Below are 17,870 nucleotides of genomic sequence, written 5' to 3'. Positions count from 1 at the left end.
CTATCAACAACCATACTTTTTAGCAAAAAATAGATAAAAACATTTCTAGACAATAATTTACATTTTTACAGTTATCAAAGCCTGATGAATATAATGAATTCATTATAAAATTACTTTCATTTAAAAATATAGTTATAGATAATTTATTTATTTATTTATTTATTTTTTACTGAAACGTATAGTTACCTGAAAGTTTTTGCCAAAAATTATCTTATAAAAAAATAAAAATGCCGTTAGTTTGAGCTAACGGCATTTTATTAAGTATATAAATGACTTATTATTACTATTTCTTCTTCGCCTTAGCATTTGGTAAATCAGTGACTGAGCCTTCATAAATTTCAGAGGCTAAGCCAATTGATTCATGCAATGTTGGGTGAGCATGAATTGTTAATGCGATATCTTCGGCATCACAACCCATTTCGACAGCTAAGGTGATTTCACCAAGTAATTCACCACCATTTGCACCAACAACCGCACCACCTAATAGGCGATTATCTGCTTTATTGAAGATCAGTTTTGTCATCCCTTCAGAGCAATCAGAAGCAATAGCTCGTCCTGAAGCTGCCCATGGGAAGATTGATACTTCATAATCAATACCTTTCTCTTTCGCTTCTTTTTCAGTTAAACCAACCCAAGCAACTTCAGGTTCAGTATAAGCGATAGAAGGAATGGTTTTTGGATCAAAGAAGTGTTTTTTACCTGCAATTACTTCTGCTGCCACATGACCTTCGTGTACGCCTTTGTGCGCAAGCATTGGTTGACCAACAATATCTCCAATTGCATAGATATGCGGAACATTGGTACGCATCTGTTTATCGACTTCGATAAATCCACGGTCAGTAACATTAACGCCTGCTTTTTCCGCACTAATTAATTTACCATTTGGTGTACGACCAATAGCCACTAATACCGCATCATAAGTATGAGTTTCGGTGCTGCCGTCTTTCTTTTCCATGGTAACATAAATTGCATCATGTTTTGCTTCAACGGTAGTAACTTTAGTTTCCAATCGTAAAGTGAATTTCTTTTGGATCTGCTTAGTAAAGACTTTAATTACATCTTTATCAGCAGCCGGAATCACTTGATCAAACATTTCAACTACATCGACTTCTGAACCAAGTGCATGGTATACAGTACCCATTTCAAGACCTATAATTCCACCACCCATTAATAATAATTTTTTAGGAATGGTGGTTAAGGCTAAGGCATCTGTAGAATCCCAAATACGAGGATCATCATGTGGAATAAAAGGCAACTTGATTGGACGAGAGCCCGCTGCAATAATTGCATTATCAAAGGTGATCTTAGTGATTCCTTTTGATGAAGTTACCTCCATTGTATGACTACCAGTAAACTGTGCTTCACCTTGAATCACATTGACTTTGCGCATTTTGGCCATACCAGCTAGTCCATTAGTCAGTTGACTAATAACTTTTTCTTTCCAGCCACGCACTTTGTCTAATTCAAGTCTAGGTGTACCAAAATGGATACCATGTTCGGTTAATGATTTTGCTTCATCCATTACTTTAGCAACATGAAGTAATGCTTTTGATGGAATACAGCCTACATTTAAACAAACACCACCAAGTGTTGAATAACGTTCAACAAGGGTAACTTCTAGTCCAAGGTCGGCAGCACGGAACGCAGCGGAATAACCCGCTGGTCCTGCTCCTAAAACCACAACTTGTGTTTTAACATCTTGACTCATAATTTGATCTCCTTAATTACATCACTAAACGACGTAAGTCGGATAAGACGTTGACAATATGGCTTAAGAAGCGTGCACCATCAGCACCATCAATAACTCGGTGATCGAATGATAATGATAATGGCAACATTAGCCGTGGTGTAAACTCTTTGCCATTCCAAACTGGTTTCATGCTAGAGCGAGATACACCTAAAATACCAACTTCTGGCGCATTAACAATTGGTGTAAACGAGGTTGTACCAATGCCACCAAGGCTAGAAATAGTGAAACATCCACCTTGCATATCGCTACCTGTCAATTTACCTTCACGTGCCTTTTTAGAAATTGCCGCAAGCTCACGAGAAAGTTCAACAATACCCTTTTTATCAACATCTTTAAATACTGGTACTACAAGACCATTTGGTGTATCGACAGCAACGCCAATATTAATGTATTTTTTGATAATTAAGGTTTGGGCATCTTCAGATAATGAGCTATTAAAGCGTGGATACGCTGTTAATGCACTTGCTACCGCTTTCATGATAAACACAAGTGGCGTGATCTTAAGATCAAGTTTTTTCTTATCTGCTTCTGCATTTTGTTGCTTACGGAATGCTTCTAAATCAGTAATATCTGTTTCATCAAATTCTGTCACATGCGGAATCATTACCCAGTTACGGTGTAAATTTGCACCTGATACTTTTTGAATTTTAGTTAATGGTAGACTTTCAACTTCACCAAATTTGCTAAAATCAACTTTAGGCCATGGTAATAGACCAGGTAATGCACCACCTGTAGCGCCACTTTCAATTTGTTTAACAGCATTTTTTACGTAAGTTTGAATGTCTTCACGTAAAATACGGTTTTTAGGACCTGTAGCAGTAACTTTTGCTAAATTTACCCCAAATTCACGTGCTAAACGACGTACAGATGGTGTTGCATGAGCATAAGCATCGTTTTCAACAAACTCATTGCTTGATGAAGCAGGCGCTGATTTTGCAGCAACTGGTGCTGGCGTTGGCTCAGGTGCTGCTTTTTCAGCAACAGGCGCTGAAGCTGCTGGAGCTGCTTGAGTAACTGGAGCTGCACTAGATGTGGTTTCAAATTCCATGATTTTGGAACCTGTTTTCACTTTATCACCCACTTTTATCGTGATACTTTTAACCGTACCAGCAATGGTTGCTGGTACTTCCATTGAGGCTTTATCACCCTCAACGGTAATTAATGAATCATCAACAGATATAGTATCACCTACTTTTACCAAAATTTCCGTTACTTCGACTTCATCACCACCAATATCTGGAACTTTTACATCTACAATTTGGCTAGTTGCAGTTGGTGTTACTTCAACTTTTGGTGCTTCTTGTGCTGTAACTTTAGCTGGAGCGGCAGTTTCGCCACCTTGCCCATCAAAGACCATAATGTCAACGCCTGTTTTGACTTTATCGCCAATTTTTACAGAAATAGATTTAACAATACCAGCCTGTGGTGCAGGGATTTCCATTGATGCTTTATCACCTTCAACTGTCATAATTGACTGATCAGCTTCAACTTTATCACCTATTTTAACCAGAATTTCGGTTACTTCTACTTCGTCACCACCGATATCAGGTAATTTGATTTGAATACTCATTATAATAACCTCTTATGCAATTCGTGGATTAAGTTTATCGGCATTGATTTCGAATTTTTTGATCGCATCTTCAACAACACTAACTTCAATATCACCACGTTTAGCAAGTTCACCCAATGCTGCAACCACAACATAAGATGCATCGACTTCAAAGTGATGACGTAAATTTTCACGGCTATCACTGCGACCGAAACCGTCAGTACCGAGTACTCGATAACTTTCAGCAGGTACAAATCCACGAATTTGCTCAGCAAACAATTTCATATAATCAGTTGAAACCACCGCTGGATTGTTATTCATAATTTGTGCAACATAAGGCACTTTTGGTGTTTCACTTGGATGCAACATATTATATCGTTCACAATCTTGACCATCACGAGCAAGTTCAGTAAATGATGTTACGCTATAAACTTCTGAGCTAATACCATAATTTTTAGCTAAGATTTCAGCCGCTTCACGAACATGGCGTAAAATAGAGCCTGAACCTAGTAACTGAACAGTCGGTTTGCCTTTTTGACCCTCAACGGTATCTAGTTTATAAATACCTCGTCGAATACCTTCTTCTGCACCTTCTGGCATTGCTGGTTGTGCGTAGTTTTCATTGAGAGTTGTAATGTAATAGTAAACGTTTTCTTGCTCACCATACATGCGACGTAAACCATCTTGCATGATTACTGCAACTTCATAAGCATAAGCAGGATCATATGATATACAGTTAGGGATGGTTAATGCTTGAATGTGACTGTGACCATCTTGGTGTTGTAAACCTTCACCATTTAGCGTTGTTCGACCAGAGGTTCCACCAATCATAAATCCACGTGCTTGTTGATCACCTGCTGCCCACATTAGATCACCAATACGTTGGAATCCAAACATTGAATAGTAAATGTAGAATGGAATCATTGGAAAATCATTTGTGCTATATGAAGTGGCCGCAGCAATCCAAGAAGCCGTTGCACCACATTCATTAATTCCTTCTTGAAGAATTTGACCTTTCTCATCTTCACGATAATAAGCCACTTGTTCTTTATCTTGTGGTGTATATTGTTGACCATGTGGATTATAAATACCAATTTGACGGAATAAACCTTCCATACCAAAAGTACGTGCTTCATCAGCTAGAATAGGTACTAAACGTGGAGCAAGTTCTTTATCCTTAAGCATAATATTAAGCGCACGGACAAATGCTATAGTGGTTGATATTTCTTTCGATTGAGCTTCAAGTAATGACGCAAATTCACTTAATGGAGGAATTGAAACAGTTCCTGAAAAATGAGTTAATCTAGATGGTACATAACCATGTAACGCTTCACGACGCTCATGAATGTATTTGTATTCTGGCGTGTGTTCCTCAAATTTGATGTATGGTAATTTTTCAAGTGCTTCATCTGTCACTGGAATATTGAAGAAATCGCGAACATGTCGCACGCCATCCATATTCATTTTTTTCACTTGGTGAGCGATATTTTTTGCTTCAGCAGCAGCCCCCATACCATAACCTTTTATGGTGTGAGCAAGAATAACAGTTGGGCGATCTTTAGTTTCTTTTGCTCGTTGGAATGCTGCAAACATTTTAGCAGGATCTTGACCACCACGATTTAATCTAAAGATTTCTTCGTCAGACATGTCTTTAACTAATTCAGCAGTTTCAGGGTATTTACCAAAGAAATGCTCGCGAACATAAGCACCGTCTTTTGATTTTAATGTTTGATAATCACCATCAAGTGTTTCATTCATTAGTCGAATTAACTTACCTGATTTATCTTTTTGGAGAAGTTTATCCCAACGGTCACCCCAAAGAACTTTAATTACGTTCCAACCAGCACCAGCAAATACACCTTCTAGTTCATTGATAATTTTGCCATTACCCGTTACTGGACCATCTAAACGTTGTAAATTACAGTTGATAACAAAAACTAAATTATCTAGTTTTTCTCGTGTTGCAACGGTAATTGCACCTTTTGATTCTGGTTCATCCATCTCACCATCACCTAAGAAAGCATAGACAGTTTGTTCAGAAGTATCTTTCAACCCACGATTTTCTAAATATTTTAAGAAACGTGCTTGATAAATGGCATTAACAGGACCAAGTCCCATCGATACTGTTGGAAATTGCCAAAATTCTGGAAGCAATTTAGGATGAGGGTATGATGGTAAACCTTTACCATGAACTTCTTGACGGAAATTATCTAATTGCTCTTCGGTTAAACGTCCTTCAATAAAGGCTCGAGAGTAAATACCTGGTGAGATGTGCCCTTGGAAGTAAATTAAATCACCGCCATCTTTTTCATTACGAGCACGGAAAAAGTGGTTAAAACAGACTTCATAAAAAGTAGCTGCAGATTGGAACGATGCCATATGTCCACCAAGCTCTAAATCTTTCTTTGAAGCTCGTAACACCATCATAATTGCATTCCAACGGACAATTGAACGAATACGTCTTTCTATTTCCCAATCGCCAGGATAAGTAGGTTGCTCTTCTACTGGAATAGTATTGACATAATTACTTGTTGAAGATCCAAAAAGTACTGGAACACCCCCATCTCTCGCCTTATTAACTATTTGTTCAATAATATACTGTGCACGTTCGATTCCTTCTTCTCGAATAATAGACTCAACACTTTTGAGCCAATCTTGTGTTTCAATGGGATCGACATCATTCATTTGCATGTCCGACATATAAAAACCTCTTTTTTTGTTTAGAAAAATGCATTATTTGCTATTCTCAATTACATTAAAAAACGTAATAAAAGAAAGCTTAAACTCTGCATTACGGAGCTTCATTAATATCAGTCTGCCATTTTAAAAAAAAAAGTAAAGCAAACTGCCGCTTTGAAAAGAATGTTAATTCCTATCAAATTAATCAACTATTTCAATACTAATAATAAAATAAATGGTATTTATCTGATAAATAACTAAATTTTACTTAATAATAAATTTAAATATTATTCCTAACAGCTATGCTTAGAATAACTACAAGTTGTCAAGTTATTACAAAATCTGTTATATACTTGTAAAAATTTCGATAATATTACTTGAAGACAACAGAAAAAACTATGATCATTAATAATGTCATAATCAAAGACTTAAAAATTAAACCATATGTGTATACCTATCAAGCTATGCATGACTTTACCAAACAACGCAATGAGCATTCTCTTGATGAAATCTGGTTAGTCGAGCATGAACCGGTATTTACCCAAGGTAAAGTTGGTAAAGCAGAACATTTATTAAATCAGACAAATATCCCTGTTATTCAGACCGATCGCGGTGGTCAAATTACTTACCATGCTCCAGGTCAACAAATCATGTATATTTTATTTGATTTAAAAAGACTTAAGATAGGTATCCGAGATGTAGTTAGTTATTTAGAAAATAGTGTCATTCAAACATTGCTCCATTATGGTATTATAGCTAATGCAAAGTCTGATGCACCAGGAGTATATATTAACGAAAAGAAAATTTGTTCACTTGGTTTGCATATCAGTCGTGGCTGCACTTTACATGGACTTGCATTCAATGTTGATATGGATCTTTCCCCTTTTAATAACATTAACCCTTGTGGCTACGCTGGATTACAAATGACGCAACTAAAAGAATATGTCTCTCAAATTGACCGTAAAGAGATAAAACAACTATTAACTAATAATTTTATTAAGCAGTTACCTCAAAGATAAGATACCAATTATGCAAAATAATGAAACAATAATCAGAAGTTCGAAATATCGTGATGCCGAAAAGACGCGCTTAATTCCAACTGTAACATTAGAAGATGTCGCACCGCTAAAAAAACCTGAATGGATGCGAATTAAATTATCTGCTCACTCTGATAATATAGCACATATTAAAAACACAATGCGCAAACATGGATTACATTCAGTCTGTGAAGAAGCATCTTGCCCTAATTTAGCTGAATGTTTTAATCATGGCACGGCTACTTTTATGATTTTGGGTGATATTTGTACCCGCCGTTGCCCATTTTGTGATGTAGCTCATGGTAGACCATTACCACCAGATAGTAAAGAACCCATTAAGCTAGCGCAAACCATTCAAGAAATGAAATTACGATATGTTGTTATTACCTCGGTTGATAGGGATGATTTAAAAGATGGTGGAGCTAGCCATTTTGCTAATTGTACTCGAGAAATCAGAGAATTAAACCCAAATATAAAGGTTGAAACATTAACTCCTGATTTTCGTGGTTGTATTGATGAAGCAATTGATGTCTTAAGTGATAATCCTCCCGATGTATTTAATCATAATTTAGAAAATATACCTCGCTTATATAAAAGGATTCGACCTGGCGCTAACTATGAAGGATCACTTAAATTACTGGCAGCATTTAAAGAACGACATCCTGAAATTCCTACAAAATCTGGCTTAATGGTAGGACTTGGCGAAACAAATCAAGAATTAATTCAAGTGTTAAAAGATTTACGCAGCCATGGTGTTACTATGTTGACGCTTGGTCAATATTTACAACCAAGTAAATATCATTTACCCGTTGAACGTTATGTTTCACCACAAGAATTTGAAGAATTAAAGCAAACGGCATTAGACATGGGATTCACACATGCAGCTTGTGGACCATTTGTACGTTCATCTTATCATGCTGATTTACAAGCAATGGGCAAAGAGGTGAAGTAATCTTCACCCCTTTTTATAATTCTACTCAAAAGCTAAATCAATTATCCACAACCATAAAACGGCGATTTTCAGTAACGATTTGCAAAAAGATGGGTAAGCTAATTTTTTCTTCTTTTTGCAATTTACCATTAATATCATAAATTTTAGAACGACCAAAAGCATCTAAAACAACCGTTTTATCATCATAAAGTGCTGCTATAGTATTTTCATCACCAGCAACTAGCCATTGTCTAGGCTTTTGAGTAAATAGGTTTTTACCTTGACTGTATTGTTGAGGTGGCGTAGTAACATAAAATGCGTCTTGCATTAATGTAAGCATAATATCAGTTTGCGAAGTTGCTTCTGTTATTTGAGCACTTCCTTTATTCGGCCATGATATAATCAATGGTACTTTTAATGATTCTCTGTTAAAGTCGCTTCCTGCATTGCGTAACGCTACTTTTTTCACCTCGTCAATTTTAATATCATTCGAACCAGTAATAACAATAATTGTATCATCATAGGCATTAGATAATTTTAAATAGGCAATTAATGATTCAATGTATTGATCTAGCCTTTTAGCTTCTGATTGAAGATCTGATATTGTAATTTTTTTATTTTTATTACCCAATGAATATTGGATTATAGAAAACAAAGGTGCATGATTAGCAAGGCTATTTTGTTCTTCATGCCAAGTCCTCCAGTTTTCTGTTATTTGTTTATTAGATTGTTTTTTAGGTTGTGGTATTGAAAAATTAGATAACAAAGCTGAACGATATAAAGGCTCAGCAAAACCATCTTCCGAAAATAGACCTAAGTTGTAGTGCTGTTTTGTAACGACATCAAGCAATACAGACGGTTTATGTCCAACAAGGATACTATTATAGTAGTTAGGATCTAATCCATAAAACAATGAAAAGTCATTTAAATAGGACTGATTACTTGCACCATAATGATTAGCAAAGAAAATATTATCTTGAGAAAATTCATTTAACCACGGCATATGTTGAGTTAATAAATTAGTATTCCACCCTTCAATAACAATCATTAACACATTATTTTTTATTGGCTTTTGATTATAAACAATATTTCCCAACGGATATTCAATTGCCATCGCAAAAGGATTCCCTTCTTGAGCAACACGATCACGATAATCATTTTCTTTAATAAAGCCATAACGTTCAAGAAAATGGCGAGCAGTTAAAGGATAAGAAAGTGGTAGGCTTGAACGCTGCATAGTAATTGGTCGATAAAAATTAGCATCAGCCCAAATATGAATCAAATGTGAGGAAACAAAACAAAGAATAAAAAGAATTACTACAGGCTTTGCATAGCGTTTACGTTTACTTAAGCTACGTAATTTTTTCCAGCTCCATACCGAAAATAAAATTTCAATCAACAAAATAAATGGAATAGCAATAAATACCGTACTTAAATAAGTGACTTTTTGCGATGAAAATAATTGCCAAATAGACAAATTAAGGTGCATTCTAAAATGCGAAAAAACTTCAATATCAATAATTAGTAATGAAAGACCTACTGTTGCAAAAACCGTTGCAATTATCCTTTGCCATCGAGATGAATGAATGAAAAAACTTAACGGAAAAAGCAGAATTAAATAAGCAATAAAGGTCAAATAGCTGAAATGTCCGATTGCACTAATAATTGCATAAAATCGCCCCATAAAAGTACGAGGCCAATCTGCAATAAATAAATATTGACTACCTAGTAAAATTACAACAAAAATATTAAACAACGTAAACCAATGCCCCCAACTAACAATTTGTGAGGCACGATAGTCTTTGAAGTAAGTATTTTTGATTTTGAGCATATTAAGTCGTTGCTAATGGTGGTTATTAAGATAAATAAACAATAAATTATGTTTTAGTTTACCTGATTTTAAAAAATCTTTCTGTAAATTTTTTATTTGCTACCATAAAGATTTTGGTAATCTGTTGGCGATACATCGGATACTTGTTATAATTTCAAAATGAAATAAGTTAACAAAAAGATAAAAACTTTGGCAATTAAACAACTCAACGCAAAACAGATCCAGCCTGATTTATCCTATATTTCTGAACTTAGAAACAAAACTAATAATTCAATATCATTAGCATCAGAAAAATCAGAACATTTACTCATGTGGCAACCACGTGTGGCCTCTGCCTTAGCACTGTTATGCCCACCCAAAAGAGTATGTTATAGCCCCCGCTTTATGTTGCTTAAAGCACCTGAAAGCGAGCTTTTTTTTGATTTACTAAGACAAGCCATTAAATCTGATTTATCTTCACCTTCATTAGGCTATAGTTATTTTTTTAGCGAAAGTAAAATTACGCTGGCCAATGCAAAGAGCAAACAAGATAATTTTGCAGCCCAAGACAATTGTTTATTTGCATCTTCTGTTGATAGTGAAAAACTATTTGGTTGTGTTAGACAACCTGAAAATAGCCCTATAAAATTACAAGCTGGACTTGTTCATCGTGCTAATGGCGGCATTTTAATTTTAGGCCTTCGCTCACTACTTAGCCAACCATTGTTATGGTCTAAACTAAAACAAATGGTAATAAAGCAAGAGTTTGAATGGGTTTCAGCTGACGAATCTCATCCTTTACCTTTGTCTATTCCTCCTATGCCACTTGATTTACGAATCATTTTAGTTGGAGATAGATTAAGTTTAGCAGAATTACAAGATTTTGAACCTGAATTTTATTCAACTTCTATTTATACTGAATTTGAAAATGAATTGCAGGTCAAATCACCAGAACAAATCGAACAATGGATTAATTATTTAAATTTTATTGCGAACAAACAACAATTACCCAATATTGATACCTTAGCTTTTGCAAAAATTTACAAAGAAGCAACGCGCTATACTGGTGATCAACATTACCTCCCTCTTTCAGTAGATTGGATTAATTCGCTATTAGTTAATGCTACACACTTTATGCAAAATAATGTAATCGATGAATCAGCCATCACTTCTGCTATAAAGCAAAAATCATGGCATGAAAATTATTTGCAAGAAAGGCTACATGAGGAGATATTTAGTAATCAAATAATGATTAATACTAAAGAGCAAGTTGTTGGACAAATAAACGGCTTATCAGTAATTGAATACCCTGGATATCCAAAAGCGATTGGTGAACCCACTCGTCTAAGTTGTCTTATTCATTTTGGTGATGGAGAGATAATTGATATAGAACGCAAAACAGAATTAGCTGGTAATATTCACTCAAAAGGAATGATGATAATGCAGGCATTTATTATGTCTGAATTTGCTATCAATCATCAATTACCTTTTTCAACTTCTTTAGTGTTTGAACAATCTTACAGTGAAATTGATGGTGACAGCGCTTCACTTGCAGGGCTTTGTGCAATCATTAGCGCTTTATCACAACAACCTATTGATCAACAATTGGCTGTTACTGGTTCAGTAGATCAATTTGGTCATGTCCAATCAATTGGTGGAGTGAACGAAAAAATTGATGGATTTTTTGCTGTTTGTAAACAACAAGGTTTAACTGGACAACAAGGCGTAATTATTCCAGCCACTAATCAACGCCATTTAAGTTTAAATGATGATGTTATTGAAGCAATCGATCAAGGAAAGTTTTCAATATGGTCTGTTGAACATGTTGCTGATGCGCTTTACCTACTAACAGGTATTCCTTATAAAGATAAAGATAGCATTAATCTTTACCAATTGATTCATGCACGTATGCAAGCAGTATTGTTGCAGGACAAAAAACAAGATAGTTGGCTAAGTAGATGGCAAAAATATTGCAAAAAGTAATAATACCAAATAAACTTTGGTTCAAAATTTTATTAATTACGAAATAGAAAAAGAGAGTTAGTTAACTTTCAATTTTTCAAAACATGTTTTAATTTACATTAAATAAAAGGTTTTTTTATGACATTTGAACGTAAATCATCGTACGATAAAGCTGATTTAATTAAATCAGGCAATAATGAATTATTTGGTCATGATGGACCACCATTACCATCTGATTTAATGTTAATGATGGATCGTATTATCGAAATGAATGAAAACGGTGGCAACTTTGGCAAAGGTTTTGTTGAAGCTGAACTTGATATTAATCCCGATTTATGGTTTTTTAAATGTCATTTTAAAAACGATCCAGTTATGCCTGGTTGCCTAGGACTTGATGCTATGTGGCAATTAGTTGGATTTTATTTAGGTTGGATTGGTGGTAAAGGGAAAGGCCGCGCTTTAGGTGTTGGTGAGGTAAAATTTACTGGCCAAGTGCTACCAACTAATAAAAAAGTAACCTATAAAATCCATTTCAAACGTGTTATTAATCGCAAATTAATTATGGGTATCGGTGATGGTGAAGTTTTTGTTGATGGTAAGCTTATTTATCAAGCATCTGATTTAAAAGTAGGTCTATTCCAAGATACCAACGCTTTTTAATTTAAAGCTACTCATTCTGTCAGCCTTATTAAATACAAGTAAGGTTGACATCATCTCTTTTTTATTAAATCCATATTTAGTTATAGCATGAATAATCATGTATAATGCTACAAATTTTTATACTTTTTTATTTATAATGAATCGTTTAAAACATTTATTAATTTGTATTATTTTATTTTTTTTATCAAACACACTAGTTTATGCTGATTTCAATGGTAAAGTTGTCAAAGTAATTGATGGCGATACAGTTGATATCTTAACTATCAAAAAACAAAAAATCCGTGTTCGTTTGCTTGATATCGATGCGCCTGAAAGTAAACAAGCCTATGGTAATGTATCACGGAAATATTTAGCTTCACTCATTGCTGGTAAAAATGTTTTTGTTAAAGAAAACAAAAAAGATATCTATAAAAGAACCTTAGGTACTATTTTTTTAAATAAAGTTAATATCAATGCCAAAATGGTCGAAAAAGGTTATGCTTGGGCATACCGTTATAAAGGAGTAGCTAATAACAAAATGATGGTAAAATTAGAGACTAGAGCAAAACAAAATAAAAAAGGACTATGGAAAGATAAACATCCAATAGCTCCTTGGGATTTTCGACATAATAACAAATAAGGCACCTTATAAAATACCTATTTTTTTAGGGGGGAGTGAAGCTTCAACATGTCAATGTGAACCAATAACTAGTTTACAGTCCACTTCTTGATTATCGACTGGTGGTGCAGAAATTTATTGTTTATTATATTCTAAGCTTTGTTTGATTATGTCAGTTTGTTATTTAATTGCTAAATCATCAGGGCTAGTTTTGAGTAAAGTATCAATTTTATAAAAACTTTTTACAAACTTCAGATAAATCAGTCATAGTTACTGAAAAAATGCCTAAAGGCGCCATAAAAATACTAATTTTTATCCTTTATTACATTTCATTGATAATCTATAAAAAATAATTTGAATATTATAAAATAGCTAGGATGTAGCGAAGAATTTTAGGATGGAAATATATAAATCTTACCAGCAAATGCTGATAAGATAATAAAAGACTTAGATTACACTAACATCAGCAGCAGAAGGACCACGAGGGCTGTCTTGAATTGAAAATTCTACTTGTTGACCTTCACCTAATGTTTTGAATCCATCGCCAGAAATTGCAGAGAAATGTACAAATACATCTTTGCTACCATCAGCGGGGGAAATGAAACCAAAACCTTTACTTTCGTTGAACCATTTTACTTGACCAGTTTTCTTAGACATAATAATCTTCCTATAAATAAATTAACTTTAGCCCTTAAAGGACTATATTCAAAAACATAAAACCTAGATTACTTATTAACACTAAGAAGAATATACTAAAGAAAACTAATCTCTAAGCTATAGTAAACTACAAACTACATATATCGAAATGTTACAAAATAAATCCGCATGTCGTATGCTTAGGTCTATTTACTCATAATTAGTTTACTAATGCAAGCAATCTTTTTAAAAGATTACTTATTATATCAGTAAAAATAATTCATAACGCTAATTTAAAGATATAACATTATGAATTTTATAACATTAATCTTTTGCCATCATTTGAGATTTTTTTATCGTTGCTTCCACTGCATCAATAACTGCTGACCTAAATCCTTTAGCTTCAAGTAGTTGCACACCTTCAATGGTTGTACCCGCAGGTGAGCAGACCATATCTTTTAACTCTCCTGGATGTTTACCTGTATCTAATAGTAGTTTTGCCGATCCCAAAACTGCTTGGGCAGCAAACTTGTAAGCTTGTTTTCTTGATAATCCGCCTTTAACCGCACCATCAGCTAATGCTTCAATAAACATAAACACAAAAGCGGGGGAAGATCCACTTGCACCAATAACTGCGTCAATTAAATCTTCAGGAACAACTTCCGTTTCACCAATACAATTTAACAATTGTTGAACAATAGACAATTCTTCATCGGTAATTTCGGTATTAGGGGTAATTGAACACATAGCGGCATTAACAAGGGCTGGTGTGTTAGGCATAACTCGTATAATTTTTTGCTCATAACCCACGCATTTGGCAATTGTTTTAATGGTAACACCTGCCGCAATTGAAATAACGATGGTATTTTTCTTTAATTCTTTTTGAATATCAACAAGTACATCAACAATCACATTAGGCTTAACCGCAACAAAAACTATATCGGCTTCTCGAGCAACATCTCTCGCTGAATCAAGATTATTTATTGAATAAGTTTGATTAAGAACTTGACCTTTTTCTGGATGATGATCATAAACATAAATTTGGGTTCCCGGCACAATATTACTGCCCAAAATACCTTGCAATATGGCATTCCCCATGTTACCTAAACCAATAAAACCAATTTTTTGTTCCATTTATTTACCACCTTTTTAATATCAATGCTTTTTCACAATTATAGAATATTTTTTGATACAAAACCCACTTTTTAACAATATAGTTTATTGTTAATTATTTTTATAAATATTTTAAATCTAAGGTTAATTTCTATTAAAGTGTGTGCTCAATATTTGTTATACATTTTACTTTTTAAATAAGAAAAGTAGTATTTACTGGCATATTGCTTAAAAACTAATTAGCAACCACATTAGTTCTTAGTCTACATCAATGTGAATTTTATTGGTTATCTTGGCAAAAAATTTAGTTTTTTCTTGCCTAAATAACCATGATTAGACGTGTTTTAGATGGTAGCTGCAAACTAAGGTGTAACGCAGGCTACTCTATAATCTTGATCCGAATGATCTCTATCACCAATACCACCAGTATTGGCCTCTACAACATAGTTATATCTCCAACGATTTTGATCATCTGAAGTCCAATAAGCGGCTCTAGAATCTCCCCAAGCAGGATCGCCAACACGAAAATATTCCCAATCACTGTCTTTATAGTAAAGCTGTGTCATACGACCCCATTCACTAAGTAATCCCCCCATCCAATAACCATTTGTTTTATAACTAATTTTTCTCAGATAAAACGGTTCAACTATACCTATTTGCCAGTTGACTTTACTAGCCCTTCCATTAGTAAAATCAAGTACTTTTATTATTCGATACCCACCACCATTAAAATTATTACAAAATGCTACTGCATTTTGATACCCACCAGCACCACCACCTTTTTTAGCTACATACCAACGCTCAAGCTTAAAACTATATAATGGTTGATTACTTTCATCTCGCCAATAAAATGTCGAAGGTGTAAAAGCCCCGGGATTTTCTAAACTTGGGCCAGTTAAGGTAATTTTGACTAAACCAGTAGGAGAACTATTTTCCCTATGTAATTTGAGTGTTACTCCTCCTTTGGAAATTGTATCACCATTCGTATTAATAAATTCTTGTGCTTTCATTCCTGCAACACTCAAGTAAAAAAATAAATTATGAGAGCCTGTGGTTGGAAAGTTTGCCCCAGGATTCGCTGGATTATAAGCATAAAATCCCCTATGCTTATTCCACTCACCATTACCTGCGTTAATAGATGAAATCGCTCCATCATAAGGGATTTTACCCGAGTGAAAATCAAACTCTAAATTTGGTTTTGCGTAACAAAACTTAGGTTTATCCACCTTCGGATAAATGAAATAGGTATGTCTTCCTCCCGTAAAATGCCCTCCTTGAGATGGTATGCCATATTCTGTTTCAATACTCATATCCCCAATTTCTAACGTCAATTTATAAGGTGCATCACACCCATTGAGTAAGCTATTGGCATGGTGCTTCACATAATCAGTAATATCTTGCCCTTCTATATTTTCCCATTTTATTTTTAATTTACTTGAATTGACACGATGAAGTGTATCTCCATCATCATCCTTCCAATAACCATTGTCATCAATAACTTTATCTGCCAATACCTCTGGATAATTCCCATGAGGTACTAATGTCTTAATATCTGCAAAAGTGGCCGAAAGTTTATCTAACACTAATGGATTTTCCATACTTGAGCTATCATTTGATACAGTAATAATTTTGTTTCCGGGCAATGTTACTGATAATAAGGGACTAACTGAATCGGCATGAGTCGCACCGCCGTCAAAGGTTAAATAGGGGGAAGTACCATGGATCTTTTTTACCGTCACAGCGGATAATGCTGACATAGCATTATTCGATATCACTAATCCAAATAATGCCCAAATTGCTTGGGAAATATAACGTTTAATCTTTGAATTGGGTGATATTATGCACAAACAGGCTTGATAATAAAGAAAAGGTATAAAAACTTTAAAAAACGGCCGGATATGTAAAGTTGTTTTTTTTAGTTGTTCAAATTGTGTGCTGTGTGCTGTGTGCTGTTCCTTTTTCATTGTATTATTTCCTATCTCATTTTTCAAAAATTTTCCACTTTCTTTTGTCTTTATAAAATTAAATGAACAAATTAGTAACTAATAATTTATTAATTACTCTTTCTTAATTCACTTTTAATATATTTTATTTTTAGGGTCTGAAATACATAGTTGATAACTAGCATAAATAATGCATTAGATTATAAACATAAAAACGTATCGCTTTAAAGTAAATAAACTTATTTTTTTGTTAAGATTTGTAAATTTAACTTTTTTATTTATGAATTATATTGATAGAGTTAAATTTATAAGCTGATAATCGAGAATTAAAAGTTTGTAATATTTTGTTGGATATTTTCGTACATCAACAATATAATAACTAGTATTAATTTACTAGCTATTATTTTACTTATTCAAATCATCAAGTATTAGTTGTCATTTTTTAGTTAATATTGTTCATAGCTAAAGAAAGATATTTTATCTACTCCTCATTAAACACTTTTTCTATAATTGCCCACTCTCAATAGTGATTGATATTCAATCATATCTTTTGATTTGTAATGCCTTTAAAATTACTTAATAAATATTGGAATGGCAACACATTTTCAAACAAAAAAATTAAGGGGTAAGTGTTTTTTAAATTCAACGGGAGGCAAGTAGCCTAACGAAGAATGTAATCGTTTATGATTATACCAATAAGCATAAGCCGAAAAAGCGCGTTGTAACTCAGCTGTTGAGTTGAAACGTTGGCCTTTTACAAATTCCGTTTTAATTGTTTTAAATGTCGCTTCCGCTACCGCATTGTCATATGGACACCCTTTCTTGCTTAATGAATGCGTGATATTAAATGTCTTAAAACAATCCGCTAATAACCGATTATCAAACTCTTTACCGCGGTCTGAATGAAATAAATCCAATTTTGATAATGGCAGTTTAATTTGACTTAATGCCGACATAACAAGCTCTGCTGTTTTATGTTGACCAACATGATAACCGACAATTTGCCTATCGGATAAGTTCACTAAAACACATAAATAGTTCCAACGTTGCTTAACTTGAATATAGGTTAAATCCGCAACAACAATTTGTTTTTTATCACCTACATCAAATTGTCGTTGCAGGTGGTTTTCTGTGGCGGTTTCATTCACTTCCGTAGTGTGAGATTGATAACGTTTAACGGTGTATTTTGATACCAGCAATAA

General features: G+C 34.1%; 13 protein-coding genes. 5 read left to right on the top strand and 8 right to left on the bottom strand.

Annotation, left to right across the window (positions count from 1 at the left end):
• Positions 1-283: 283 nt before the first annotated feature.
• The 3 genes from lpdA to aceE are packed head-to-tail and all read right to left on the bottom strand — an operon-like array spanning position 284 to position 5,999.
• On the bottom strand, positions 284-1,708 hold the full coding sequence (gene lpdA / locus A9G32_RS01010) for a dihydrolipoyl dehydrogenase (RefSeq protein ID WP_065560236.1): 1,425 nt from the start codon (positions 1,706-1,708) through the stop codon (positions 284-286).
• A gap of 16 nt (positions 1,709-1,724) precedes the next feature.
• A complete protein-coding gene (aceF, locus tag A9G32_RS01005) occupies positions 1,725-3,320 on the bottom strand; it encodes a pyruvate dehydrogenase complex dihydrolipoyllysine-residue acetyltransferase (protein ID WP_065589945.1) in 1,596 nt (531 codons plus the stop codon).
• A 12-nt stretch (positions 3,321-3,332) separates the two neighbouring features.
• Complete coding sequence (aceE, locus tag A9G32_RS01000; protein WP_065589946.1) at positions 3,333-5,999, bottom strand: pyruvate dehydrogenase (acetyl-transferring), homodimeric type; 2,667 nt, start codon at positions 5,997-5,999, stop codon at positions 3,333-3,335.
• A 377-nt stretch (positions 6,000-6,376) separates the two neighbouring features.
• Here aceE and lipB point away from each other — a divergent pair, with 377 nt between their 5' ends.
• Complete coding sequence (gene lipB / locus A9G32_RS00995) at positions 6,377-6,997, top strand: lipoyl(octanoyl) transferase LipB (protein WP_065589947.1); 621 nt, start codon at positions 6,377-6,379, stop codon at positions 6,995-6,997.
• Between the two features lie 10 nt (positions 6,998-7,007).
• Positions 7,008-7,967 carry a lipoyl synthase gene (lipA, locus tag A9G32_RS00990; RefSeq protein WP_065589948.1) on the top strand — a complete coding sequence of 320 codons (960 nt, stop codon included), beginning with the start codon at positions 7,008-7,010 and terminating at the stop codon, positions 7,965-7,967.
• A gap of 37 nt (positions 7,968-8,004) precedes the next feature.
• On the opposite strand, the gene A9G32_RS00985 is transcribed toward lipA, so the two are convergent.
• Positions 8,005-9,777, bottom strand: coding sequence for a DUF3413 domain-containing protein (locus tag A9G32_RS00985; RefSeq protein WP_065589949.1), 1,773 nt, complete (start codon positions 9,775-9,777; stop codon positions 8,005-8,007).
• Positions 9,778-9,966: 189 nt separating this feature from the next.
• Here A9G32_RS00985 and A9G32_RS00980 point away from each other — a divergent pair, with 189 nt between their 5' ends.
• The 3 genes from A9G32_RS00980 (at position 9,967) to A9G32_RS00970 (ending at position 12,997) form a co-directional block, all read left to right on the top strand.
• On the top strand, positions 9,967-11,739 hold the full coding sequence (locus tag A9G32_RS00980) for an AAA family ATPase (RefSeq protein ID WP_141672713.1): 1,773 nt from the start codon (positions 9,967-9,969) through the stop codon (positions 11,737-11,739).
• A 117-nt stretch (positions 11,740-11,856) separates the two neighbouring features.
• Positions 11,857-12,378 (top strand): bifunctional 3-hydroxydecanoyl-ACP dehydratase/trans-2-decenoyl-ACP isomerase, encoded by a 522-nt coding sequence (fabA, locus tag A9G32_RS00975; protein ID WP_034909831.1) that lies wholly within the window; start codon positions 11,857-11,859, stop codon positions 12,376-12,378.
• Positions 12,379-12,475: 97 nt separating this feature from the next.
• Positions 12,476-12,997, top strand: a complete 522-nt coding sequence (locus tag A9G32_RS00970; protein ID WP_255307051.1) for a thermonuclease family protein — start codon at positions 12,476-12,478, stop codon at positions 12,995-12,997.
• Between the two features lie 426 nt (positions 12,998-13,423).
• Here A9G32_RS00970 and cspE read toward each other — a convergent pair whose 3' ends face one another.
• From cspE to A9G32_RS00950, 4 genes are all read right to left on the bottom strand, one after another.
• The gene (gene cspE / locus A9G32_RS00965) at positions 13,424-13,633 is read right to left on the bottom strand and encodes a transcription antiterminator/RNA stability regulator CspE (protein ID WP_065589950.1); all 210 of its coding nucleotides are present in this window, start codon (positions 13,631-13,633) and stop codon (positions 13,424-13,426) included.
• A gap of 303 nt (positions 13,634-13,936) precedes the next feature.
• Positions 13,937-14,746, bottom strand: a complete 810-nt coding sequence (proC, locus tag A9G32_RS00960) for a pyrroline-5-carboxylate reductase (protein WP_065589951.1) — start codon at positions 14,744-14,746, stop codon at positions 13,937-13,939.
• 341 nt (positions 14,747-15,087) lie between these two features.
• Entirely contained in the window at positions 15,088-16,689 is a 1,602-nt protein-coding gene (locus A9G32_RS00955; RefSeq protein WP_065589952.1) for a hypothetical protein, read from the bottom strand.
• 584 nt (positions 16,690-17,273) lie between these two features.
• The coding region (locus tag A9G32_RS00950; RefSeq protein WP_065640627.1) for an IS3 family transposase at positions 17,274-17,870 on the bottom strand (597 nt) is incomplete at its 5' end.

It is taken from the genome of Gilliamella sp. Gris3-2 (genome assembly GCF_001690345.1).
GTDB classification, from domain to species: domain Bacteria; phylum Pseudomonadota; class Gammaproteobacteria; order Enterobacterales; family Orbaceae; genus Gilliamella; species Gilliamella bombi.
This window is presented reverse-complemented; position numbering and strand designations above follow the sequence as displayed.